Source organism: Massilia sp. LMS1-1-1.1, from assembly GCF_040815535.1.
GTDB classification, from domain to species: Bacteria; Pseudomonadota; Gammaproteobacteria; order Burkholderiales; family Burkholderiaceae_D; genus Janthinobacterium; species Janthinobacterium aestuarii.
Window position 1 is genome coordinate 388,042 of the sequence record NZ_JBFPNG010000034.1, and the last position, 24,785, is coordinate 412,826.

The 24,785-nt window shown below is 64.9% G+C and carries 19 protein-coding genes; 9 read left to right on the forward strand and 10 right to left on the reverse strand.

What is annotated here, in order from left to right:
• Positions 1 to 17: 17 nt before the first annotated feature.
• Positions 18 to 2,489: a TonB-dependent siderophore receptor gene (locus tag MRBLMS1_RS20575; RefSeq protein ID WP_485881502.1), complete on the forward strand. Its 2,472-nt coding sequence runs from the start codon at positions 18 to 20 to the stop codon at positions 2,487 to 2,489.
• On the opposite strand, the gene MRBLMS1_RS20580 is transcribed toward MRBLMS1_RS20575, so the two are convergent.
• Both MRBLMS1_RS20580 and MRBLMS1_RS20585 read right to left on the reverse strand, forming a co-directional pair.
• A complete protein-coding gene (locus MRBLMS1_RS20580; RefSeq protein WP_485881504.1) occupies positions 2,490 to 3,569 on the reverse strand; it encodes an alginate lyase family protein in 1,080 nt (359 codons plus the stop codon).
• Positions 3,566 to 4,573, reverse strand: coding sequence for a gamma-glutamyl-gamma-aminobutyrate hydrolase family protein (locus tag MRBLMS1_RS20585; RefSeq protein ID WP_034746507.1), 1,008 nt, complete (start codon positions 4,571 to 4,573; stop codon positions 3,566 to 3,568). Before MRBLMS1_RS20585 ends, MRBLMS1_RS20580 begins: the two co-directional genes overlap by 4 nt.
• Positions 4,574 to 4,792: 219 nt before the next feature.
• Here MRBLMS1_RS20585 and MRBLMS1_RS20590 point away from each other — a divergent pair, with 219 nt between their 5' ends.
• From MRBLMS1_RS20590 to MRBLMS1_RS20600, 3 genes are read left to right on the forward strand one after another with little or no spacing between them, the layout of a single operon-like run.
• Positions 4,793 to 5,092, forward strand: a complete 300-nt coding sequence (locus MRBLMS1_RS20590) for a hypothetical protein (protein WP_235194154.1) — start codon at positions 4,793 to 4,795, stop codon at positions 5,090 to 5,092.
• A complete protein-coding gene (dapA, locus tag MRBLMS1_RS20595; protein WP_485881507.1) occupies positions 5,089 to 6,120 on the forward strand; it encodes a 4-hydroxy-tetrahydrodipicolinate synthase in 1,032 nt (343 codons plus the stop codon). Before MRBLMS1_RS20590 ends, dapA begins: the two co-directional genes overlap by 4 nt.
• Positions 6,098 to 6,640, forward strand: a complete 543-nt coding sequence (locus MRBLMS1_RS20600) for a division plane positioning ATPase MipZ (RefSeq protein ID WP_485881510.1) — start codon at positions 6,098 to 6,100, stop codon at positions 6,638 to 6,640. Before dapA ends, MRBLMS1_RS20600 begins: the two co-directional genes overlap by 23 nt.
• A gap of 55 nt (positions 6,641 to 6,695) precedes the next feature.
• Here MRBLMS1_RS20600 and MRBLMS1_RS20605 read toward each other — a convergent pair whose 3' ends face one another.
• From MRBLMS1_RS20605 to kdpF, 7 genes are all read right to left on the reverse strand, one after another.
• Entirely contained in the window at positions 6,696 to 7,445 is a 750-nt protein-coding gene (locus tag MRBLMS1_RS20605; protein WP_485881512.1) for a TorF family putative porin, read from the reverse strand.
• Positions 7,446 to 7,576: 131 nt separating this feature from the next.
• Positions 7,577 to 8,275: a two-component system response regulator KdpE gene (gene kdpE / locus MRBLMS1_RS20610; protein ID WP_485881514.1), complete on the reverse strand. Its 699-nt coding sequence runs from the start codon at positions 8,273 to 8,275 to the stop codon at positions 7,577 to 7,579.
• Positions 8,272 to 11,013, reverse strand: a complete 2,742-nt coding sequence (locus MRBLMS1_RS20615) for a DUF4118 domain-containing protein (protein ID WP_485881516.1) — start codon at positions 11,011 to 11,013, stop codon at positions 8,272 to 8,274. The genes kdpE and MRBLMS1_RS20615 overlap by 4 nt, the downstream gene beginning before the upstream one ends.
• A 76-nt stretch (positions 11,014 to 11,089) precedes the next feature.
• Positions 11,090 to 11,665 (reverse strand): potassium-transporting ATPase subunit KdpC, encoded by a 576-nt coding sequence (gene kdpC, locus MRBLMS1_RS20620; protein ID WP_128141891.1) that lies wholly within the window; start codon positions 11,663 to 11,665, stop codon positions 11,090 to 11,092.
• 10 nt (positions 11,666 to 11,675) lie between these two features.
• The gene (gene kdpB, locus MRBLMS1_RS20625; RefSeq protein ID WP_485881519.1) at positions 11,676 to 13,760 is read right to left on the reverse strand and encodes a potassium-transporting ATPase subunit KdpB; all 2,085 of its coding nucleotides are present in this window, start codon (positions 13,758 to 13,760) and stop codon (positions 11,676 to 11,678) included.
• 9 nt (positions 13,761 to 13,769) lie between these two features.
• Entirely contained in the window at positions 13,770 to 15,575 is a 1,806-nt protein-coding gene (gene kdpA / locus MRBLMS1_RS20630; protein WP_485881521.1) for a potassium-transporting ATPase subunit KdpA, read from the reverse strand.
• Positions 15,575 to 15,664, reverse strand: a complete 90-nt coding sequence (kdpF, locus tag MRBLMS1_RS20635; RefSeq protein WP_034746483.1) for a K(+)-transporting ATPase subunit F — start codon at positions 15,662 to 15,664, stop codon at positions 15,575 to 15,577. The genes kdpA and kdpF overlap by 1 nt, the downstream gene beginning before the upstream one ends.
• 462 nt (positions 15,665 to 16,126) lie before the next feature.
• Between kdpF and MRBLMS1_RS20640 the strand changes: the two genes are divergently transcribed.
• From MRBLMS1_RS20640 to MRBLMS1_RS20660, 5 genes are all read left to right on the forward strand, one after another.
• Entirely contained in the window at positions 16,127 to 18,124 is a 1,998-nt protein-coding gene (locus MRBLMS1_RS20640) for a DNA topoisomerase IV subunit B (protein ID WP_139090723.1), read from the forward strand.
• Positions 18,124 to 19,833, forward strand: a complete 1,710-nt coding sequence (locus tag MRBLMS1_RS20645) for a molecular chaperone HscC (protein WP_034746479.1) — start codon at positions 18,124 to 18,126, stop codon at positions 19,831 to 19,833. The genes MRBLMS1_RS20640 and MRBLMS1_RS20645 overlap by 1 nt, the downstream gene beginning before the upstream one ends.
• Positions 19,834 to 19,845: 12 nt before the next feature.
• A complete protein-coding gene (locus MRBLMS1_RS20650; protein WP_485881525.1) occupies positions 19,846 to 21,666 on the forward strand; it encodes a J domain-containing protein in 1,821 nt (606 codons plus the stop codon).
• A gap of 48 nt (positions 21,667 to 21,714) precedes the next feature.
• On the forward strand, positions 21,715 to 24,069 hold the full coding sequence (gene parC, locus MRBLMS1_RS20655) for a DNA topoisomerase IV subunit A (RefSeq protein ID WP_034746475.1): 2,355 nt from the start codon (positions 21,715 to 21,717) through the stop codon (positions 24,067 to 24,069).
• Positions 24,070 to 24,247: 178 nt separating this feature from the next.
• Positions 24,248 to 24,436, forward strand: coding sequence for a helix-turn-helix domain-containing protein (locus MRBLMS1_RS20660; protein WP_034746472.1), 189 nt, complete (start codon positions 24,248 to 24,250; stop codon positions 24,434 to 24,436).
• On the opposite strand, the gene MRBLMS1_RS20665 is transcribed toward MRBLMS1_RS20660, so the two are convergent.
• The gene (locus MRBLMS1_RS20665) at positions 24,433 to 24,780 is read right to left on the reverse strand and encodes a hypothetical protein (protein ID WP_034746469.1); all 348 of its coding nucleotides are present in this window, start codon (positions 24,778 to 24,780) and stop codon (positions 24,433 to 24,435) included. The genes MRBLMS1_RS20660 and MRBLMS1_RS20665 overlap by 4 nt on opposite strands.
• Positions 24,781 to 24,785 lie beyond the last annotated feature (5 nt).

Genomic DNA, 24,785 nt, shown 5'->3' on the forward strand with positions numbered 1-24,785 from the left:
ACGAAAGGTTTTATTCCATGCACCACGCTTCGCGTTCCCTCCTTACCCGCACCGTCCTCGCCTGCGCCCTGTCGCAGATCGGCATGGCCCTGGCCCTGCCGGCATCGACCCAGGCGCAAACCCGGCAAGTGCGCACCTACAGCATTCCCGCCGGTGCGCTGGGCGACGTGCTGACGCGCTTCGGCAGCGACAGCGCCATTTTATTGTCGTTCTCCAGCGATGCCACGCAAGGCTTGCGCAGCGCCGGCCTGCAAGGCAGCTATGGCGTGCACGATGGTTTCCGCGTGCTGCTGGCCGGCAGCGGCCTGCAAGCCGTGCCGCAGGCGAATGGCGGCTACCTGCTGCAGAAAATCCCCGCCGGCGCCGGCGCCCCTTCGGCGGACAGCCGCGGCGTGGCCGTCATGGGCGGCGTCACCGTGGTGGCGGCAGCCGAACGCAGCGCCGTCACCAGCGGCACGGGCAGCTATACGGGCGGCCCCGCCAGCGGCGCCACGGGCCTGGCCCTGACGCAGCGCGAAACGCCGCAATCGCTGACCATCGTCACGCGCCAGCAGATGGATGACCAGAACAGCAATGCCGTCTCCGACGTCATGAAGAACGTCAATGGCGTCAACGTGCAAAACTATGACAGCGACCGCTGGAGCTTCTGGGCGCGCGGCTTTGCCGTCACCAATTTCCAGTATGACGGCGTGTCGGCCATCTATGACGGCGTCTACGACTGGGGCACGACGAACAGCGACATGGCCATCTACGACCGCATCGAAGTGCTCAAGGGTGCAACGGGCTTGATGAGCGGCTCGGGCGACCCGTCGGCCACCGTCAACATGGTGCGCAAGCGCCCCACCGCAGCCTTCGAAGGCTCGGCCACCCTGGGCGCGGGATCGTGGGACAACTACCGCGGCGAAGCCGATGTTTCCGGCCCCCTCAACGACAGCCGCACGGTGCGCGGCCGCCTGGTGGGCGCCTACCAGGACAAGCATTCCCACCTGGACCGCTACACGCAGCAGAAGTCCGTCGCCTACGGCATCATCGAGGCGGACCTGACGCCCGTCACCCTGCTGACGGCCGGCTTCACGCACCAGGACTACAAGCCGCGCGGCTCGACGTGGACCGGTTTCCCCGTGCTGCTGGCCGACGGCTCGCGCACGGATTTCCCCACCTCGTGGAACCCGGCCACGGACTGGAGCCGCCGCGACATGCAGAACACCACGCTGTTCTCGTCGCTCGAACATACGTTCGCCAACGAGTGGAAACTGAAATTGAGCGCCAACCAGCTGCGCAGCAAGCATGACAGCGTGCTCGGTTCGGCCAGCGGCGGCAATCCCGATCCCGTCACGGGCGAAGGCGCCTACTTCTTCATGGGTAAATACAAGGGCGACCGCCGCCAGACCACCGTCAACTTGGACGCCAGCGGACCATTCACGGCCTTCGGCCGCCGCCACGAAGCGATGATCGGCTATTCCCACTCCAGCGCGAAGCAGGACGGTCCCGTCTACGAATCCGTCTACCCGCCCGTGGAAGGCAGCTACTTCGACTGGCGCGGCCAGTACGCGGAACCGGCATTCACGCGCCTGGGCAACGACAACGACACGACACGCCAGAGCGGCCTGTATGGCGCACTGCGCCTGCGTCCCCTCGATGCGCTGTCCGTCATCGTCGGCGCGCGCGTCAGCAACTACAAGCAGGACCAGGACCGTACCTTCTTCGACAGCGGCACGGCGCGCATCACCTCGCGCATCGACGAAAGCAATGTCATCACGCCGTATGCGGGCGTCGTGTATGACCTGGACAAAACCTATTCCCTCTTCGGCAGCTACACGAGCATCTTCGCGCCGCAAAGCAACCGCGACAGGAACCGCAACTTCCTCGCCCCCGTGCGCGGCAAGGGTTTCGAGGCGGGCGTGAAAGCCGAATTTCTGGAAGGTAAAGTCAACGCCAGCGCCTCGCTGTACCAGATCCGCCAGAGCAACGTGGCCAGCTATGTGGGCGAGGTCAATGGCGAGGAAGCGTATGAAGGCATCGACGGCGTCACCAGCCGCGGCCTGGAAATGGAAGTGACCGGCGAAGTGCTGAACGATGTGAAACTGAGCGCCGGCTATACCTATACGCGTATCCGCGACAAGGATGGGCAGGAAGTGTTTTCCACCATGCTGCAAACGACGCAGCCGCCGCACCTGCTGCGCGTGCAGGGGACATGGCGCCTGCCGGCCAGCCTGAATAAAATCACCGTGGGTGGTGGCGTCAACTGGCAAAGCGGCTTTTACGGCCATATCTGGAACCCGGCCGCCAATGACTATGCGCGCATTGAACAAGGCGGCTTTGCCCTGCTCAACCTGTTGGCCCGCTATGAAATCAGCAAGAACACGACGGCCAGCCTGAACGTGAACAACCTGACGGGTAAAAAGTACTTCACGGGCCTGGGCCTGTTCCAGACGGGCTTTTACGGCGAACCGCGCAATGTGATGTTCACCGTGCGCACGAAGTTTTAATCAGTTGCCGTACAGCGCCAGCGCCCAGGCTGGCGGACGCAATTCCAGCGCCAGGGACAGGTAAGCGGGATCGAAGCGCGCCGCCAGCAAATATACATTGGCGGCGCCCTTCGGTTCCCAATTCCCCGTAAAACCCTTTTCGCCAGCCGCCACGCGCTTGCGGTCGAAGGGCACGGCGCTTTTCGCAAACTCCTCGTGCTTTTTTTTGCCCTGCGCATACGGTGACAGCCAGGCCAGCGCCTCGGCAAGGCGCTTCGCTTCCGGCGCGCCATACCAGTCGTCGCCATGCGCCTGCGCCATCAGGGCCGTCGTCAGCAGCGGCTCCAGGCTGTAGGTGGTGTAATGGAGGGCGTCGCGCTGCTCGAAGTCGAAGGGCACGCCGCCGGCGCCGATATTGCGCGGCACGTGCGCCAGGAAGCACTCCTTCGCGCGCGCGATCAGCAAGGCGTCGCCCGTGACATACGCGGCGGCCGTGCCGATCTTGATGCGGTGGCTATGCCAGTTATTGCGCGCCGTGGACGGGCCGCCCACCTTGATGGGATCACTCAGATACCCGTTCGCCAGGGTGCGGCAAAACGCCTGCACCTGCTCGCGCTCGACGCCGTTCAAACGTTCCTGCACCAGATCAAAGCCCATCAGCAAGCTGGCCAGCTCCGTCTCGTCGACGGGACTGAAAGAGGGTGCATAGCTACCACTCCAGGCCAGCAGCAGCTGGCGCGCCGCCTCGAAATGCGCCATCTCGCCAGACAGCCGCCAGGCCAAGGCCTGCAAGCGCGCCTGGCGCCAGTCTTCCTGCGCCTGCTGGCTGGTCTCGCGCCCGCCCTCGCCCTTCAGCAAGCCGCCCGTGCGCACTTCGGCCATCAGATGCACGGGCCGCGCCGCATCCTTGCGCGCCGCCTTGAGCACCTGTTCCGCGATGGCCGGCGCCACCTTCGCCTTGAGCATGCGGGCCCGCGCGGCGGACGTCAGCGCAAACGGCAGCGGGCCGTCATGCGGGCGCGGTGCCGCGCGCAAGCCCGTCAGGGGCAATGCCAGCAGGCCGGCCAGCACCATGCGCCGGCGCATCAGGTGCGCACTCAAAACCGCGTCTCCCGCGCCGCGCGCAAGAAATTATCGAGGATGGGCGTGCAATCGAGCAGCTCGACGCCGCCCGCCGAATGGAATTCCGGGTGCCACTGCAAGCCCATGACGAAACGGGCCCGCTGGTAGCGGATGGCTTCGACGATGTTGTCCCCTTGCGAATACGCTTCCACGGTGACGTCGCGCCCCAGGTCCTTGACCGACTGGTGGTGGATGGAATTGACGAGCGCCTCGCCCGCCTTCGGGAACATGCCGGCCAGCGACGAGCCTTTCGGGAAGACGATGGTGTGGCGGTGACGGTCATACAGGTCGTTGACGTGCGAGGCGGCGCCTTCCACGTCCGAAGCGATGTCCTGGTACAGGGTGCCGCCAAAGCCCACGTTGATCAGTTGGCAGCCGCGGCATATGCCCAGCACGGGTTTGCCCGCATCGACGAATTCGTGCAGCAGTTCCAGTTCGTACAGGTCGCGCGCGCGGTCGCCGTTCCATTCGGGCCGCGTGGCCGCCTCGGAATACGTCTGCGGCGAGACGTCGGCGCCGCCCTGCAGCACCAGGCCGTCCAGGTGGCGTGCATAGTGGCGCAGGGTGATGTTACTCGGGTGTAGCTGACCGTTGGTATTGACCGTCGGGATCATGAACACCAGCACGTCGCGCGACATGACCCACTGCGCGATCGACTCTTCCAGGTATTGCAGGTTCTTGCTGCGCAGCCCAGTGGCGCCCGGCTCGGGGTGGAAAATGCGCGCCGAGATACCGATGCGCAGGGTGCGCCGCATGAAATCGCGGCTGGCCTTGTCGCGCATGGAGCGGTAGCGCGACGAGATCACCCGCCAGGCCAGCGCCAGCGGCGTATCGTTATCCTTCAGGTAGCGGGGGGCGGCGTCGCGCGCGCGGTGCTCGTCATCGGGTGCCCGGCGGCCGACCCTGTCGGGCCGCGCCGGTGCTGGCTCTGGCGGCGCTGGGTCGGTGGACGGGGGCTGCTGGGGATCTTTTTCGTCTGACATGGCGGGGCTGACTGAAAGCGGAGAACGGTTTCAATATAAACCCCTGCCTTCAAAAGCACGATTCAATTTTGTAACAAAAGCATACCTGCGGGGCATCCACGCAACACGCCGGCGGCAAACGCATACGCCCCGTTTACGCTGGCGGCTCCGCTTTTTAGAGAATCTTTACGCCCCCGCTGCTAATCTTGAACGTACCTCAACCACCGCTGCAAAGCCACCATGGAACCCCATTCACGCCTGTCCGCACGTCAAGCCCTGCCCCACCGCCACCCGCGCCTGCCCACTTTCCTCATGCATATCACGGTCGACAAAGCCTGCCTGGCCGAGCTGCGCCAGCTGGTCGTCAGGACGTGCGGCGGCATGCTGTCGTTCATGCGCGTCGAGGCGGTCGACCACGCCGAGCGCATGAAAGTCTGGCTGTGCGTGACGGAACCGGCCCTGCGCCTGACGATGGACGCCGTCATGCGCCTCCTGCCGGCGGCCGAATTTGGCCGCATCAGCCAGGGGAAATCGCTATGAACCAGTATTCCTGCGAGCAGGCGATGTCCTCGATGCGCATCACCGCGCACTTCCAGGGCATCTGGGTGCCGATGGTCACGCCCTTCCGCGATGGCGACATCGACTTCGACGCGGCCCAGCAGCTCGCGTGCGAACTGGCCGCCAGCGGCATCGATGGCCTCGTGGTGTGCGGCACCACGGGCGAAGCGGCCATGCTGAGCGCCGCCGAACAGACCATGCTGTTAGACAGCGTGCTCGAAGCCGTCGGCCCCCGCTTCCCCGTCGTGATGGGGATAGGCGGCAGCGATACGCGCAGCGTCGTCGCCACGGTGCAGCGCTACAACGACCATCCGCTGGCGGGCCTGCTGGTCTCCGCCCCCGCCTATGTGCGCCCGTCGCAGGACGGCATCGTGCGCCACTTCCAGGCCATCGCCGCCGCCACCGACCAGTCCATCGTGCTGTACAACGTGCCGGCCCGCACCGGCGTCAATATCGAACCGCAGACGGCCGCCCTGCTGGCGCGCGACTCGCACTTCGTCGCCATCAAGGAAGCGGGCGGCAAGCTGCAGCAACTGGGCGAACTGCTGCTCGACACGCGCCTGGACGTCTTGTGCGGCGACGATGCGCTGCTGCTGGCCAGCCTGTCCATGGGTGGCCATGGCGCCATGTCGGCCGCCGCCCAGGTGCGCCCCGACCTGTACGCGCAGCTGTACCACCTCGTCAGGCAGGGCCGCCACGGCGCCGCCGGCGCCCTGTTCAAGACCATGCTGCCCGTCATCCGCCTGCTGTTTGCCGAACCGAATCCCGCTCCCGTCAAAGCAGCGCTGGCCATGCAGGGCAAGGTGCGCAACGCCTTGCGCCTGCCGATGACGCCGATGTCGGCCGCCGGCCAGGCCGCCCTGGCCGCGGCCCTCGAGCCCCTGCTGGAACTGCCCGTATGGACGGCCAGCGACAGGGACGAGCCGCGCGAAGGCTGCCTGCTGCAGCTGGTTTCCCCTGCCAACATCATGCCAGCCGTGCGCCAAGATGATCATCGCCATCACGGATGAACGCGGAGGGATGGAGAAATCCATCCTGGCCGGGCGGCTGGCCGCTTCGCGCGCGCTGGCCGGACGCAAGGTATTGCTGCTCGATGCCGATCCGCGCCAGGGCGCCATGGCGCAGGCGAGGAACATGCACGACGGCGCCATGCACGGCAGCCTGACGCGGCCGCGCCTGATGGCACGCGCAATCAGCGCCAAGGGCTTGCAGCCGGAGCTGGAACACCTGGTGCACTGCTACCACGACATCGTCATCGACAGCGAAGGCCGCGACTCCATGGGCAGCCGTTCGGCCCTTGTCGCCGCGCGCGTGCTGGTGGTGCCGCTCGACGGTGTCGTCAACGCCACCGCGCAATCAGGCCTGGCGCGCCGCATCGCACATGCGCGCAGCATCAATCCGGACCTGCGCGTGCTGCTGGCAACGGACACGCAAGCGGCGCCCGCCCATGCGCTGGCCGCGCAGATCCCGGCCGCCCGCGTGGTCAGCCTGGGGCAGCTGTACTGCGCCGTTTTCAACCTGCCCGCCTAGCCGGGCCGGGCACGCAAAAAAAGGCGGCGCATGCGCCGCCTCTCTTCTCTGTCAATTAAAACGTCTTGCTGACCGTCAGCTGCAGCGCCGTCTTGCCCATGAATTTGCCATTCACGGGTGAGGCATAGGCCGATTTGCCCGCGTTCGTGCCGATCACGGCCAGCGCGCCCGAAACAATGCCGAAGTCGCGCGTGACGCCCACTTTCCAGTCCGTGTAGCTCGATGCATCATTGTTCTTGACCTTCTGGTGGCCCGCGTGCAGGTTGCCGGTCCAGCCGTTCGTCAGATCGATAGTCGCGCCGATGTCCAGGTAGCCGCTGTTCTTGCTGTTGACGATGCCGAACAGGTTCGAGACGGCGTGCGAATACTTGATATAGGCGGGGCCATACGACAGCTGGCCATAGACTTCCTGCGTGTCCGCGTCGGCCAGGCCGGCGACGTGCTTCAAGCCGTTGTCCGCATACACATAGGCGAGCACGCCCACGTCATAGCCAACATCGCTGCCCAACTGGCCGCGCTTGCCCGCATACAGGTCCACTTCCACGTCGCCGCTGCCGCCCGCGTCCTTGGTCCACTTGATGGTGGAGGCCCAGGCGCCCGCGTACAGGCCCGTCGGATTGTTGACATAATCGACGCCGCCCTGCAGCGCCGGTTTCAAACGCGTCTGCGAGATGCCCCGATAACGGTAGTCGGACACGCCGGCCACGTTGAAGCTCACTTCATTATCGGGCTTGGCCTCGTCCGCGTGGGCCAGGCTGCCCGTCAAGGCTGTGGCGACGGCAAGTGCAAGTAGCATTTTGTTCATGGTTGTTCTTCTTCATCGGTGGTATGGGCCTTTGCCAACATGGCGCAGCTGGCCCGCCGCTGCAAAAATTTTAAGTAAAGCGTCCCCCTGGCGCGCGCGGCGCCTGTTTTCAAACAGGGGACACAAAGGTGTTAGAGCGGCAGCAGCAGCCGGTAGCCGACGGCCGTTTCCGTCAGCAGGTACTGCGGCTGGGCCGGATCGGCTTCCAGCTTCTGGCGCAGATGGCCCATGTAGATGCGCAGGTAATGGCCGTTTTCGCTGTTCGACGGCCCCCACACTTCACGCAGCAGCTGCGGATTGGTGACCACCCTGCCCGCGTTTTTCACGAGCACGGACAGCAAACGGAATTCCGTCGGTGTCATGTGCACCAGCTGCTTGTTGCGCGTGACCAGCCGGTCCTTCAGGTCGACCCGCACGTCGCCAAACTGCACCACGCCATCTTCGCTGGCGGCGGGCTGGCGCTGGCGGCGCAAGGTGGCGCGCACGCGGGCCAGCAATTCGCCCACGCCGAACGGCTTGGTCAAGTAGTCATCGGCGCCCGCGTCGAGCGCGCGGATCTTGTCCTGCTCGTCAACCCGCGCCGACAGCACGATGATGGGCACGGCCGACCATTTGCGGATGTCGGCGATGAAATCGATGCCATCACCATCGGGCAGTCCCAGGTCCAGCACGATCAGGTCGGGCCGCCGCGTGCCGGCATCGATCAAGCCCCGCTGCATGGTGGCCGATTCGAAAATCTGCCAGCCCTCGTCTTCCAGCGCGGCGCGCACGAAGCGGCGGATTTGCGGCTCATCCTCGACCAGCAAGGCGGTGGCGGAAGGTTCGTTCATATTGATTTTCCTGTTTCATGGTCGTTGGCGTCATCGAGCTCGAGCTCCGGTGCCGCCGGGGGCGTGCCCAGCGGCAGGCTGAAGACGATGGCGGCACCCTGTCCCGGCACATGCGGCTGCGCGTGGATGGTGCCACCGTGGGCTTCGACGATGGCGCGGCAAATGGCCAACCCCAGGCCGACACCCGGCTTGTTCGATTCCCGCTCGCCGCGCGTGAATTTTTCAAAGATGGCTTCTTCGCGGCCCGGCGGCAAGCCCGGGCCATCGTCAAACACCGTCACCTGCAGGAACTGGCCGTGTACGCCGGCCGCGACCGTGATAGTGCTGTCGGGCGGCGTATACTTGGCCGCGTTTTCCAGCAGGTTGCACAGCACGCGTTCGACCAGCACGGCGTCGTAGCGCACCAGCGGCAAATCCGGCGCCAGCTGCGTCTGCACGGCATGCTGCTGCAATTGCGGGCCGCTGGCGCGCAGCGCGCTGCCCACCACTTCTTCCAGCGCCTGCCATTGCAGGTTCAGCCGCACCTGGCCGCTCTCGATGCGCGCCATGTCCAGCAAGTTCGCCACCAGGGCGCTCATGCGCACGGTTTCGGACTGCAGCGAGCGCGCCATGTCCAGCTGCGCGGGCGACAGCGCGGGCCGGGACAAAGCCAGCGATTCGGCCAGGCCCACCAGCGACGTCAAAGGGGTGCGCAAATCGTGCGACAGGGCCGCCAGCAGCGAATTGCGCAGCCGCTCGGACTCCATCTGCAGCAGCGCGCCCTGGGCCACGTCGATGTAGTGCACGCGCTCGAGGGCGATGGCCGCCAGCGCGGCAAAGGTATCGAGGTGCTGGCGCTGTTCCGGCACCAGCAGCCAGCGTCCGCGCTGCGCGCCCTCGAGCGGCAGCAGCGCCAGCACGCCGCGCGTGCGCATCGGTGCGATCAGCGGCAAGTAGAAAATGGGCGACGCCGGCAAGGTATCGGTGCCCGTTCCCGCCGCCTGCGCATGGTCGAAGGCCCACTGGGCGATGCCGATATCGAGCGCCTCGCCGCCGTTCGGAGCTTGCAAGCTGCCTTCGTCATCGGGCAACAGCAAGGTGGCGCGCGCGCGGAAAGCCCGTTCGATGGCGCTTTTCGTGATGTCGAAAATTTGCTCCGTCTGCAGCACGCCGGACAGCTCGCGCGAAAATTCGTACAGGGCGCGGGCGCGCGCTTCGCGGTGCGATGCCACGCGGGCCTGAAAACGCAGGCCGGCCGTCAGGTGGCCCGTGATCAGGCCCACGGCCAGCATCACGCCAAACGTGATCACGTACTGGAAATCGCCCACGGCAAACGAGAAACGGGGCGGCACGAAGATGAAATCGAAGCTGGCCACGCCCACCAGGCTGGCCAGCGCCGCCGGCCCACGCCCCAGGCGCACGGCCACCAGCACCACAGTCAGCAGGGACAGCATGGCGATATTGGCCAGGTCCAGGTACGGTTGCAATGGAACCGAGGCGAGGGCCGTGGCCAGGCTGACGCCGGCGGCCACGATGTAGCGCCAATGGCGCGAGGACCGGCGCGGCGCTTCCGCATCGTCGCCGCTTGCGCGCCGGGGCGCCGCATCGGCTGGCGGCAAGCCCACTTCGATCAAATCGATATCGGGCGCCAGGCTGGCCATGCGCGCGGCCGGCGGCACATGCCACAGGCGCGCCAGTGCATTGGCGCGGCCTCGGCCCACGATGACTTTCGAGATATTCGCGCTGCGCGCATACTCGACCACGGCGCCGGCGATGTCGGCCGACGGCACGATGGCCGTGCGCGCGCCCAGGTCCTGCGCCAGTTTCAGGGTTTTCAGGATACGTTCGCGCTGGCCCGCCGGCAGGCGCTGCAAACGCGGCGTTTCCACGTACAGCGCATGCCATTCCGCATTCAACTGGCTGGCCAGGCGCGCCGTGCTGCGGATTACGTGTTCGCCCCCCGCGTGCGGTCCCACGCAGGCCAGCAGCGCGGCGCCCGTCTTCCATACGGGGTTGATCGATTTTTCGACGCGGTAAGCCTGCACGTCGTCCTGCACCCGGTCCGCCGTGCGGCGCAAGGCCAGTTCGCGCAGGGCGATCAGATTGCCCTTGCGGAAAAAATGCTGCGACGCCCGCTCGGCCTGCAACGGCTGGTACACCTTGCCCTGCTTCAGGCGGCGCAGCAGTTCATCGGCGGGGATATCGACCAGCACCACTTCATCGGCGCGGTCGAATACCGTGTCGGGCAGGGTTTCGGCCACGCGTACGCCGGTAATCCCCCCCACCACGTCATTGAGGCTTTCCAGGTGCTGCACGTTGACGGTCGACAGCACGTCGATGCCGGCGGCCAGCAATTCCTCGACATCCTGCCAGCGCTTCGGATGGCGCGAGCCGGCCACGTTCGAGTGGGCCAGTTCATCCATCAGTATCAAAGGCGGCGCGCGGCGAAGCGCTTCGTCGAGGTCGAACTCGTACAGGGTCTTGCCCCGGTACTCGATGGCCTTCAGGGGCAGCACGGGCAGCCCGTCAAGCTGGGCCGCCGTATCCTGGCGCCCATGCGTCTCCACCACGCCCACCAGCAAGTCCTGGCCATCGGCCAGCAATTTGCGCGCGGCCGCCAGCATCGCATAGGTCTTGCCGACGCCGGCCGAGGCGCCGAAATAAATGCGCAGCCGGCCGCGCGCGGCTTTCTTTTCCTGCGCCTGCACTTGCGCCAGCAGGGCATCAGGGTCGGGGCGTTGGCTGTCGTTGGGGAGCATGGGCATCTTTTAATTGTCGATTAGCCCAAGAACAAGGGCTGGGGTCAGACCCGACGGGTCTGACCCCGGTATCATCTTACTTTGCGGCCGCATCGAGCGCCAGGTTCAGTTCCAGCACATTCACGCGCGGTTCACCGAAAAAGCCGATATACGCGGTTTTCTGCACCTTGGCGATGGCGTTTTCCACCTGCGCCAGCGGCATGGCGCGCACCCGGGCCACGCGCGGCGCCTGATACAAGGCACCGGCCAGACTGATTTCCGGATCCAGGCCGCTGCCCGACGCCGTTACCAGGTCGACGGGAATGGCGCGCGTGTTGCCGGGATCCGCTTCCTTCAGGGCGGCGATGCGCGCCTTGACGGCGTCCACCAGGGCCGGATTGGTCGGTCCCTGGTTCGAGCCGCCCGAACCGGCGCCGTTGTTCGCCATCGGCGCGGTGGCCGATGGACGGCCCCAGAAGTACTTGGGCGAGGTGAAGGACTGGCCGATCAGGGTCGAGCCGACGGGTTTTCCGCCACGCTCGACGATGCTGCCGTTGACTTCATCGCTGAAGGCCAGCTGGCCGATGCCGGCCGTGGCGAATGGATAGACGACGCCGCAGATCACGGTCAGCGCGGCAAACAGGACCAGGGCGGGACGTACGATGGTGCTCATGATGGTTCCTTTAGACTAAATTGAGTGCGGACAGCAGCATGTCGATCAGCTTGATGCCGATGAAGGGCAGGACGATGCCGCCCAGGCCATAGATCAGCAGATTGCGGCGCAACAGGCTCGCCGCGCCGATGGCCCGGTATTGCACGCCTTTCAGGGCCAGCGGAATGAGCACGACGATGATCAGGGCATTGAAGATCACGGCCGACATGATGGCCGACGCAGGGCTGGCCAGGTGCATGATGTCCAGCGCTTTGAGCTGTGGATAGGTGCCCACGAAGGCGGCCGGGATGATGGCGAAGTACTTGGCGATGTCGTTCGAAATCGAGAACGTCGTCAGCGAGCCGCGCGTCATCAGCATCTGCTTGCCGATTTCAACGATTTCCAGCAGCTTGGTCGGATTCGAATCGAGATCGACCATATTGCCCGCTTCCTTGGCCGCCTGCGTGCCGGAGTTCATGGCCACGGCCACGTCGGCCTGCGCCAGCGCCGGCGCATCGTTGGTGCCGTCGCCCGTCATCGCCACCAGGCGGCCTTCGGACTGGTAGCTGCGAATGAGTTTCAGCTTGTCTTCCGGCGTCGCTTCGGCGAGGAAATCGTCCACGCCCGCCTCGGCCGCAATCGCGGCAGCCGTCAGCTTGTTGTCGCCCGTGATCATGACGGTCTTGATGCCCATGCGGCGCAATTCCGCAAAGCGCTCCTTGATGCCGCCCTTGACGATATCCTTGAGCTCCACAGCGCCCATGACACGGCCATCGTCGACCACCACCAGCGGCGTGCTGCCGCGGCGCGCGATATCGTCGACGGCACGCGCCACTTCATCGGGATACGGTTGGCCCAGCGCTTCCACATACTTTTTCATGGAATCGGCCGCGCCCTTGCGCAACTGGCGCACCTGCTGTTCGCCCGCGATATCGACGCCGCTCATGCGCGTTTGCGCCGTAAAGGGCACGAAGGTAGCGTGCAGGCTGGCCATCTCGCGTTCGCGGATGTTGAACTTCTGCTTGGCCAGCACGACGATGCTGCGCCCTTCCGGCGTTTCATCGGCCAGCGAGGCCAGCTGCGCCGCGTCGGCCAGCTGCTGCTCCGTCACGCCGGGCGCAGGCACGAAGCTCGACGCCTGGCGGTTGCCCAGGGTGATGGTGCCCGTTTTATCGAGCAGCAGCACGTCCACGTCGCCGGCCGCTTCCACGGCGCGGCCCGACGTGGCGATCACATTGGCCTGCATCATGCGGCTCATGCCGGCCACGCCGATGGCGGACAACAAACCGCCGATGGTGGTCGGAATCAGGCAGACGAGCAGCGCGATCAGCACCGTGATCGTCACGGGCGTGCCACTGCCGGCCGCCGCCACGGAAAACAGCGAGTACGGCAGCAAGGTCACGGTGACGATCAGGAAGACGATCGACAGGGCCACGAGCAGAATCGTCAGGGCGATCTCGTTCGGTGTCTTCTGGCGCTTGGCGCCTTCGACCATGGCGATCATGCGGTCGATGAAGGCTTCGCCGGGGTTGACGGAGACGCGCACCAGCAGCCAGTCGGACAGCACGCGAGTGCCGCCCGTCACGGCGGAAAAGTCGCCGCCCGACTCGCGGATGACGGGCGCCGATTCGCCCGTGATGGCGCTTTCATCGACGGAAGCCACGCCGGCCGTCACTTCGCCGTCGGCGGGAATCACGTCGCCCGCCTCGACCAGCACCGTCATGCCCTTGCGCAGGTCGGTGGCCGGCGTGGGCAGCCAGGAAGTGCCGTATTTCGGCGTTTGCATTTTCTTTGCCATCACCGTCTGCTTCAGGGCGCGCAGCGAGGCCGCCTGCGCCTTGCTGCGGCCTTCGGCCAGCGCTTCGGCGAAGTTCGCGAACAGCACGGTAAACCACAGCCACACGGCGACGGCGACGATGAAGCCGAATGGCGCTTCACCCTGGCCGCCGCTGATCCCGGCCTGGGTCGCCAGCAGGCTCGTGATGATGCTGCCCACGTAGACGACGAACATCACGGGGCTGCGCCACTGCGTGCGCGGGTCGAGTTTTTTGAACGCATCGACGACGGCGGGGCCGATCAGTGCGGAATCGAACAAAGTCAGGCTTGTGCGTGACATGGTAGCCTCTTATTTGATGAAAAGTTGCAGGTGTTCGACGATCGGGCCCAGGGCCAGCGCGGGAACGTAATTCAATACACCGACGAGCACGACGACGCCGATCAGCAGGCCGATGAACATGGGGCCGTGCGTGGGCATGGTGCCGGCATTGGCCGACAGGCGCTGCTTGGCCGCCAGCGAACCGGCCACCGCCAGCACGGGCACGATCACGCCGAAGCGGCCGAACCACATGGCGATCGCCAGCATCACGTTGTAGAACGGCGTGTTGGCGGACAGGCCGGCAAACGCGCTGCCGTTGTTGTTGGCCGCCGACGTGAACGCGTACAGGATTTCGGAAAAACCATGCGCGCCCGGGTTGGCCACGCCGATCTTGCCCGGTTCGACCATCACGGCGATCGCCGTGCCCGTCAAGACCAGGGCTGGCGTGATCAGGATGGCCAGCGAGACCATCTTCATTTCATAGGCCTGGATTTTCTTGCCCAGATATTCAGGCGTGCGGCCTATCATCAGGCCGGCGATGAAGACGGCCAGGATGGCGAACATCAGCATGCCGTACAGGCCCGTGCCCACGCCGCCGAAAATCACTTCGCCGAACTGCATCAGCAGCAGCGGCACCATGCCGCCCAGGGGCATGTAGGAGTCGTGCATGGAATTGACGGCGCCGCAGGATGCGGCCGTCGTCACGGCAGCGAACAGGGTCGAGGAGCTGATGCCGAAGCGCGTTTCCTTGCCTTCCATATTGCCGCCCGATTGCAGGCTGCTGGCCTGCTGATCCACGCCCAGCGCTTGCAAGGATGGATTGGCTTGCTGCTCGGCGCTCATCACGCCGGCCGTCATGAGGACAAAGATCAGGGTCATGGCGGCCAGCACTGCCCAGCCCTGGCGCAGGTCACCCACCATGCGGCCGAAGGTGAAGCACAGGCCGGCGGGAATGATGAAGATGGCCAGCATCTGCAGGAAGTTCGACAGGACGGTCGGGTTTTCATACGGGTGCGAGGAATTGGCGTTGAAGAAGCCGCCGCCATTCGTGCCCAGCAGCTTGATCGATTCCTGCGACGCTACGGGGCCCATGGCGATCGTCTGCGTCGTCGCCACTTGCGCTTCCATCACGGGTTTGCCGGCCGCATCCAGCACGGGCTGGCCGTCGGCTGTCACCTTCGGCGTTTCATACGCCACGTGATCGAGCAGGGTCACTTCCTTGTAGGCGGAAAAATTCTGGATCATGCCTTCGCCCATGAAGACGACGGACAGGGCCAGCGACAGCGGCAGCAGGATGTACAGGGTCGAGCGCACGAGGTCGACCCAGAAATTGCCGATCGATTTGCCCGAGCGCGAGGCGAAGCCGCGCACCAGCGCGAAGATCACGGCGATTCCGGTGGCAGCCGAAAAGAAGTTCTGGCATGCCATGCCCAGCATCTGGGTCAGGTAGCTCATGGTCTGTTCGCCGCCGTAGCCCTGCCAGTTGGTATTGGCGACGAAGCTGACGGTGGTATTGAACGAGGAATCGGGGCTGACGGCGCCCAGGCCCTGTGGATTCAACGGCAAAAAGCCCTGCAGGCGCTGCAGGCCGTAGACGAAGACGGCGCCCACGGTATTGAAGACGATCAGGGCGATGGCATAGCTTTTCCAGCCCATGGCCTTGTCGGCGGGCAGGCCGGACCAGCGGTACAGCAGGTTTTCCAGCTTTTGCAGCCAGCCCAGGCCGCGCACGGGCGCATCGCCGGCCACCTTGGCCATGTACAGGCCCAGCGGATAGCCGGCGGCCAGCAGCACGGCCAGGAAGGCCACCAATAACAGTATCGATTGCGTCGTCATCACAGTTCCTCCGCCTTCAGCAGCGCCACCAGCAGGTAGACGAGCAAACCAGCCGAGACGACGGCGCCCAGCACATAAAACGCGTTCATTTGACGCTCCCTAATTTGTCGCAGGCGACGGCAAAGCCGGCCGCCAGGACGAAAAACACGGCAATCAAGCCGAGATACACGAGATCCATTCCCACCCTCATTCAGGTTTGTTTTGATAGTGAGCAGATTAGCCAAAAGGGTCTAAAAAATTCGTAAAGACTGGGGAGGCGCATGTAAACAAGATGTAAAAACGGGGGCTTTACCGCATAAAATCCAGCACAATTGGCGCAAAACCACGCCTGAGGCGCACTGTTGTTGCCCTGGAGTAGCGCTATTGCTCGCGGGACAAGATAGAATGCGCGAGCGTCCGCACAAGGACGCCTGGCCTGCCGCACTGCCCTCCCCCAGTGACGCTGGACGGGATATACTGTATATTCATACAGTTATCGCCGCCGCTGTCATTGCGCCCGCAGTGCCCTGGCCTGGCGTTCCAACCACTGTCTTTACTTAGCTTGAACACGTATGGCCACTAAAAAACCAGCATCCGACTACAGCGAATCATCCATCCGTGTCCTGAAAGGACTGGAACCCGTCAAGCAGCGCCCGGGGATGTACACCCGCACTGAAAATCCGCTGCACATCATTCAGGAAGTGATCGACAATGCCTCCGACGAGGCCCTGGGCGGTCATTGCACGCACATCGCCGTCACGCAAAACACGGATGGCAGCATCACCGTGGAAGACAATGGCCGCGGCATTCCCGTCGGCCTGCACCCGGAAGAAGGCGTGCCGACCGTGGAAATCGTGTTTACAAGGCTGCACGCGGGCGGCAAGTTCGACAAGGGTTCGGGCGGCGCCTACGCGTTCTCGGGCGGTCTGCACGGCGTCGGCGTGTCCGTCACCAATGCGCTGTCGACGCGCCTGGAAATCACCGTCTGGCGCAAGGAAAGCGACGGCAACGGCTTGCACCACATGGTGTTTGCGAATGGCGACGTGATCGAGCCATTGAATTCCCGCCCCGCCCCGCGCGACGGCAAGAAGTCGGGCACGCGCGTCACGGCCTGGCCCGATGCAAAATATTTTGATTCGCCGAACATCTCGCAAACGGAGCTGCAACGTCTGCTGCGCTCGAAAGCCGTGCTGCTGCCGGGCGTCACCGTCACACTCACCAACGCGAAAACGGGCGACACGCAAACGTGGCAGTACGCGGAAGGCTTGCGCGGCTACCTGACCGAAACGCTGGCGCAGGTATCGAATGGCGAAACCCTGATTCCCCTGTTCGAGGGCGCGCAATACGCGGGTCCGGACTCGGAAGGCTTTGCCGAAGGCGAAGGCGCGGCGTGGGTGGTGGCGTGGACGGAAGAAGGCGCCATCGTGCGTGAATCGTACGTCAACCTCATCCCCACCTCGAATGGCGGCACGCACGAATCGGGCTTGCGCGACGGCCTGTTCGGCGCCGTGAAAAACTTCGTCGAGATGCACTCGCTGCTGCCGAAAGGCGTGAAGCTGCTGCCGGAAGACGTGTTCGCGCGCGCCTCGTTCGTGTTGTCGGCGAAAGTGCTGGACCCGCAATTCCAGGGCCAGATCAAGGAGCGCCTGAACTCGCGCGACGCCGTGCGCCTCGTCTCGACCTTCACCAAGCCGCCGCTGGAACTGTGGCTGAACCAGCACGTCGACTACGGCAAGAAGCTGGCCGAGCTGGTGATCAAGCAGGCGCAGTCGCGCCAGCGCTCGCTGCAAAAAGTGGAAAAGAAAAAATCGTCGGGCGTCGCCGTCTTGCCGGGCAAGCTGACCGACTGCGAATCGTCGGACATCGCGCGCAATGAACTGTTCCTCGTCGAGGGCGACTCGGCGGGCGGTTCGGCCAAGATGGGCCGCGACAAGGAATTCCAGGCTATTCTGCCCCTGCGCGGCAAAGTTTTGAACTCGTGGGAGACGGACCGCGACCGCCTGTTCGCCAATAACGAGATCCACGATATCGCCGTGGCCATCGGCGTCGACCCGCACAACGTGGGCGATACACCCGACCTGTCCGGCCTGCGCTACGGCAAGATCTGCATCCTGTCCGATGCGGACGTGGATGGCTCGCACATCCAGGTATTGCTGCTGACCTTGTTCTTCAAGCACTTCCCGGTCCTGATCAACAAGGGCCACATCTGCATCGCCCGCCCGCCTTTGTACCGGGTCGACGCGCCCGCGCGCGGCAAGAAGCCGATCCAGAAAATCTACGCGCTCGACGACGGCGAACTGGTGGCCATCGAAGACAAGCTGCGCAAGGAAGGCGTGAAACAGGGCGCCTGGTCGATCTCGCGCTTCAAGGGCCTGGGCGAGATGAACGCCGAGCAGCTGTGGGAAACGACGATGAACCCGGACACGCGCCGTTTGCTGCCCGTGACGCTCGGTGAAGTCGATCACATGGCTTCGGCCTTGCGCTTCAATATGTTGATGGGCAAGGGCGAAGCGGCAGGACGCCGCGCCTGGATCGAAGAACACGGCAATGAGGCGGAGGCGGATATCTGATGATCATCGGCATCGACCTGGGCACCACCAACAGCCTGGTCGCCATCTGGCGCGACGGCAAGGCTTCCATCATCCCGAATGCGCTCGGCGAGCACCTGACGCCATCATGCGTGAGCATCGATGACGACGGCACCGTGCTCGTGGGCCGCGCCGCGCGCGAGCGCCTGCAGACGCACCCGCAGCTGACGGCGGCCGTCTTCAAGCGCTACATGGGCAGCGAAAAGAAGATCACCCTCGGCACGCAGCAATTCCGTCCGGAAGAACTGTCGTCGATGGTGCTGCGCGCGCTGAAGGAAGATGCCGAAGCCTTCCTCGGCCACAAGGTCGAGGAAGCCATCATCACCGTGCCCGCGTATTTCAGCGATGCGCAGCGCAAAGCCACGCGCATCGCCGGCCAGCTGGCGGGCTTGCGCGTGGAGCGCCTGCTCAACGAGCCGACGGCCGCCGCGCTGGCCTACGGCATCCGCGACAAGGAACAGGAAAGCAAATTTCTCGTCTTCGACCTGGGCGGCGGCACGTTCGACGTGTCGATTCTCGAATTGTTCGAAGGCGTGATGGAGGTGCGCGCATCAGCCGGTGACAATTTCCTCGGCGGCGAAGACTTCGTTACCGTGCTGGTCGACGCCTTCCTGGAAGGCAGCGGCCTGCGCGACGCCGTCGGCAGCCGCCTGCTCGACCCGCGCCAGCAGCAGTTGCTGCGCGATGAGGCCGAGCGCGTCAAGCGCCTGCTGTCGGACCAGCCGTCCGTTCGCATGGCTACGCGCTACCAGGACAAGGAATACAGCTGGGAGATCGGCGAAGACAAGCTGGCGCAATTGTGCGAGCCCCTGCTGGCCCGCCTGCGCCTGCCAGTGGAACGGGCGCTGCGCGACGCCACCATCCGCGCCGCGGAATTGAATGAAGTGGTACTGGCCGGCGGCGCCACGCGCATGCCGCTGGTGCGCAAACTCGTGTCGCGCATGTTCGGCCGCTTCCCCGCCATCCACCTGGACCCGGACGAAGCCGTGGCGCTGGGCGCCGCCGTGCAGGCGGGCCTGAAAATGCGCGACGCGGCCCTCGACGAAGTGGTCATGACGGACGTGGCGCCATACTCGCTGGGCATTTCCATTTCGCGCCAGGTCGGCGCGAACCAGTATGAAGGCGGGCATTACCTGCCCATCATCGAGCGCAATTCCGTGGTGCCCGTTTCGCGCACGGAAAACATCACCACCATCTACGACAACCAGAAGGAAATCAACGTGGCGATCTTCCAGGGCGAGTCGCGCCTGGTGGCCGACAACGTCTTCCTCGGCAAGATCAGCTTCCCGATACCCGCGAAAAAAGCGGGCGAGATCGGCATCGACGTGCGCTTCACCTATGACATCAGCGGCGTGCTGGAAGCGGAAGTGACGGTGCTGGCCACGCAGGAACGCCACAAGATGATCATCAGCGACAACGCGGGCGTGATGACGCCGGAACAGATCGAGCAGCGCTTTGCGGAACTGGCCGACCTGAAGATCCACCCGCGCGAGCAGCTGGAAAACCGCACCCTGGTCACACGCGCCGACCGCCTGTACGAACAGTCGCTGGGCGACGTGCGCCAGTACCTGGCCGCGCACACGGCCAATTTCCAGGCCGCGCTGGAAACGCAGGACCCGAACACCATCCGCAAGGCGCGCCAGGCACTCGACGAGGTGCTGCGCCAGGTCGAGAGCGAGAGCTTCCTGTAAATGGACGGCGGCATGGACAACGGACAGCGCAGCCTGTGGGCAATCCTGGGCACGGAGCCGACCGGCGACGAGCGCGCCCTCAAGCGCGCGTATGCAAAGCGCCTGAAGGTGACGCGCCCCGAAGACGATCCGGCCGCCTTCCAGGAACTGCGCGACGCGTATGAATACGCGCTGCGCCATGCGCACCTGTTTGCCGAGGAGTTCCCGGAAGCGCAAGCGGCCGAGGCCGAAACGGTAGAGGCGCAAGCGCCAGAAGCGCCGCCCTTGGAAGCGGCCGAGCTGTGGGGCGTGATCGACGGACCCGCGCAGGAAGCGCAGGAGCCACCTGCAGAACTGTGGGGCGTCATTGCCCTGGAGCCCGCACCGCCGCCGGAACTATGGGGCGTGGTCGCCATCGATCCGGCACAGGAAGCGGCCAGCCTGTGGCAGGCATTCCTGGAGCAGTCGCGGCGTGCGGATGCCAGCGAGGTACTGGCCGGCATCCTGCAGGACGACGCCATGCTCAACCTCGACGTGCGCGAGGAATTCGAGCTGTGCGCGCTGCGCTACTGCGCCAGCGCCGGCTATGACCTGGCGCTGCGCCAGGCCCTGTTCGAGCAGCTGGGCTGGGACCGCGATTTTTCCTACCTGGCGCGCAGCCATGGGGATCTGGTGCGCGCTGCCGTGCAGCGCTACCGGGCCGACCGTTCGTTCGCCCATTTCAGCGACAACCGCGACAGCTACCCGGGCCTGGACTGCATCATGTCGCAACAGCCGCCAAGCGCCTACGCGCGCCAGCTGTTCGACCAAAAATTCACGCTGCAGCTGCGCGAACTGCTGCACACGATACGCTGGCAGCACGGCGAGATGCTCGCTTACAAACTCGATACGGACTTGTTCGAACGGTGGGAACACGCCGTCCATGCGAAGCGCTACTTCAAGCAGACGGCACTGGCCTCGGGCGGCCTCGGTTTCGTGCTGCACTTCATGCTCGCGGGCGTGCTCGATGCGGCCGGCTTCAAGCTCGGCGACATGGCGGCCTATGCCAGCCTGCTGGGCTTCCAGGCGCTGGCCTTTTCCCTGCTGGCCATGCATGCCTTGCGCTGGCCGCAGCCTCTGTTCACGCGCCTGGAAGCGCTGCAAGAAACGCTGCAGGAACGCCTGCCCATGCTGTGGCAGCGGCCCGGCTTGCGGCAACTGGGCTGGATCGCGCCCTACCTCGTGCTGGCCTTGCTGCTGTTCCTGCCCGAACGCAGCGACACCATGCGCCTCGTTACCGCCGCCGGCTTGTGCGCGTCGGCCCTGCTCGCGTATGCGATGAACCGCCAGCTGCTGCATGGCATGCTGCTGCTCCTGTGCCTGGGCCTGTCGCTGTTCGCGGCCATGTTCATGAGCGGCAAAGGCCAGGCGGCGCTGGCCATCGGCGATGCCATGCCACTGATGTTTTGCCTGGCGGCGCTGGCCCTGCGCTGCGCCACCGGCCTGTATGGCGATTGCGGCTTCCCCGAGGCGCTCTTGCCCCGCCTGCGCACCGCATGGCTGATCGGCTGCGCGGGCTTGCTGTCCTTGCTGTATGTGCAGCAGCTGCCGGCCGCCCTCGTCGGCGCCGCGCTGTATGCCTGGTCGTGCGCCGGCTTGCTGTTTTCCCCCACCGATTTCAAATGGAAGACGATCTGGCCGGTGGTGCTGGTGCCGTCCCTCGCCAGCGTCGTGCTGGCCGGCCACGCCCCGGCCATCCGCGCCATGCCGATGATGCATCACAGCGTCGAACTGGCCCTGGCCGTGCTGTATCTGACCTTGCGCTATATGTATCTGACGTACGGCAAGTCCTTTTCCAAATCCCGGCTGTCATAATCAGCCCCACGAATTCAACCGCAACCACTCAACACCGAAACAAGCGCCATGTCCACACAAACGAATTTATTTGACGATGCCCAGCCTGAGCCGATCGAGCCGGATGAACCGGTATTCGACGGCGAAGCGCTGACCCTGTCCACCTTTGCCGAGCGCGCCTATCTCGATTACGCCATCTCCGTCGTCAAGGGCCGCGCCCTGCCCGACGTGTGCGACGGCCAAAAGCCCGTGCAGCGCCGCATCCTGTATGCGATGAACGAGCTGGGGCTCAACTCCACGGCGAAGCCGCGCAAATCGGCAGCCGTGGTCGGCGACGTGCTCGGTAAATTGCATCCGCACGGCGACCAGTCCGTGTACGACGCGCTGGTGCGCATGGCGCAGGATTTCTCCTTGCGCTACCCGCTGATCGACGGCCAGGGCAACTTCGGCTCGCGCGACGGCGACGGCGCGGCGGCCATGCGTTACACGGAAGCGCGTCTGACGCCGATCGCCAAACTGCTGATGGATGAAATCGGCATGGGCACGGTGGATTTTCAGCCCAATTACGACGGTTCGACGGAAGAACCGAAGCTGCTGCCGGCGCGCCTGCCGATGGTGCTGCTGAACGGCGCCTCCGGCATCGCCGTGGGCCTGGCGACGGAAATCCCGTCGCACAATCTGGCGGAAGTGGCGAAAGCGGCCGTCGCCATGATCCGCGATCCGAAGATGACGCACGCCGAGCTGATGGCCATCATTCCCGGCCCCGACTTCCCCGGCGGCGGCCAGATCATTACGCCGCCATCGCAAATCCAGGACATGTATGCGAGCGGCCGTGGCAGCATGAAGGTGCGCGCGCGCTGGAAGATCGAAGAGCTGGCGCGCGGCCAGTGGCAAGCCGTCGTGACGGAACTGCCGCCCGGTACTTCCTCGCAAAAGGTGCTGGAAGAAATCGAGGAACTGACGAATCCGAAGATCAAGCTGGGCAAGAAGGCGCTGTCGCCGGACCAGGTGGCCCTGAAAGCGCTGATCCTCAATTCGCTCGACACCATCCGCGACGAATCGGGCCGCGCCGCGCCCGTGCGCCTCGTGTTCGAACCGAAGTCGAAGAACCAGGATCAGACGGAATTCATGCTGATGCTGCTGGCGCACACGTCGCTGGAATCGTCGACCTCGATCAACCTGGTGATGATAGGCGGCGACGGCCGTCCGCGCCAGAAAGGCCTGGGCGACATCCTGCGCGAGTGGATCGACTTCCGCTTCGAGACCGTCACGCGCCGCACCGGCTACAAACTGGGCAAGGTCAAGGACCGCATCCATATCCTGGAAGGGCGCGAAGCGATCCTGCTCAATATCGACAAGGTGATCCAGATCATCCGCAATTCGGATGAACCGAAGGCGGCCCTGATCGACGCGTTCAAACTGTCCGAGCGCCAGGCCGACGACATCCTGGAAATCCGTCTGCGCCAGCTGGCGCGCCTGGAAACGATCAAGATCCAGCAGGAACTGGCCGAGCTGCGCAAGGAAGAAAAGTCCCTGCAAGACCTGCTCGACAATCCAGGCTCGATGAAGCGCGCCATCATCCGCGAAATCGAAGCGGACGCCAAGCAGTTCGGCGACGCGCGCCGTACCCTGATCGAGGAAGCGCAGAAAGCCGTGGCGGAACAGAAGGTGGTCGATGAACCGGTCACCGTCATCATTTCGGAAAAAGGCTGGGTGCGCGCGCGTACCGGCATCGGCCACGATGCGGCGCAATTCACGTTCAAGGCCGGTGACAGCCTGCATGGTGCCTTCGAGTGCCGCACGGTCGACACCCTGCTGGGCTTTGGCAACAACGGCAAGATTTACTCGGTTCCCGTCTCGGCCCTGCCCAACGCACGCGGCGACGGCGTGCCGATCACGACCTTGTGCGACCTGAGCGGCGGCACCCCGGGCAACGCCGTGCGCATCTTGCACTACTTTGCGGGCAATGGCGCCACCAATTTGCTGCTGGCGTCGAGCGCCGGCTACGGCTTCATCGCCAAGGCGGGCGACATGGTCAGCCGCCTGAAAGGCGGCAAGGCCTTCATCACCCTCGATGACGGCGACGTGCCGCTCGAACCGAAGGTCATCGCCGAAGCGGCCAGCGCCCTGGCCTGCCTGACGGAAGGCGCGCGCTTGCTGGTGTTCGGCCTCGATGAAATGAAAACCCTGTCCAAGGGCGGCACCGGTGTCAAGCTGATCGACCTCGATGCCAAGGACAAGCTGCTGGCCGTGCAGCCGATCACCCAGCGTGGCGTGGTCGTCTCCGGCATCGGCCGGGCGTCGAAACCGCAGGATGCGTCGCTGGGCGCCACGGCCCTGGCCGACCACTTCGGCAAGCGCGCCAAGAAGGGCAAGGCGCTGGCAGCCAAGCTGAAACCGGTGTCGATGGCGGCCATCGGCTGACCGGCATCGCGCCATACAAAAAAGACAGGTTCGCCTGTCTTTTTTTTCGCCTATCACCGCGGGAAAAATAGTTTTACAAATACGCGCCGCGTTTTCGTTATCCCTGCAGGCATGCCACCGGCATGCCGTCCACGGACAGGAGAACAGCGATGACAAACAACGTTTCAGGCAGGTCGCCATGCAGCGTTTGACCCCGGCCGAGCGGCTGGTCGCGGCCATGGCGGCCGAAGGCTTGCCCTACAAAAGCATCGCCAGGGAACTGGGCAAGTCGCCGGCCACCGTGCGCAACCAGCTACACGCGATCTATCAGAAGCTGGACGTGGGTAACCGCACGGCGCTTGCGCACAAGCTGCGCGGCCAGCCTTAGCGCCGCGACAGGCGCAGCACGTCGGGCGTCGCTTCGACGATATCGATCACGTCTTGCGCCCCGGCGCCATCACCGAGCGCATAACGGCCCATGCCCAGGGGCACGAGCCGGGTCACGGGGCCGGCGCGGGGCCGGTCGTCGGGGCCGGGCGCCATCGGCGTCAAGGTCGCCGCCCCTTGCGCCATGGCGCCGGCGGGCGCGCCGAATTCCAGCACCTTGCGCCCCTTGCGGCTGGGAGGAAAGACAAACGTGGCCGTGGGCCGGTACACCTCGATACCGTCCGCATCTTCCTCGAACGAGTGCGTCCAGCTGCCGCTGGGCAGTGCCGTTGTCATGCCATGCATGGCGA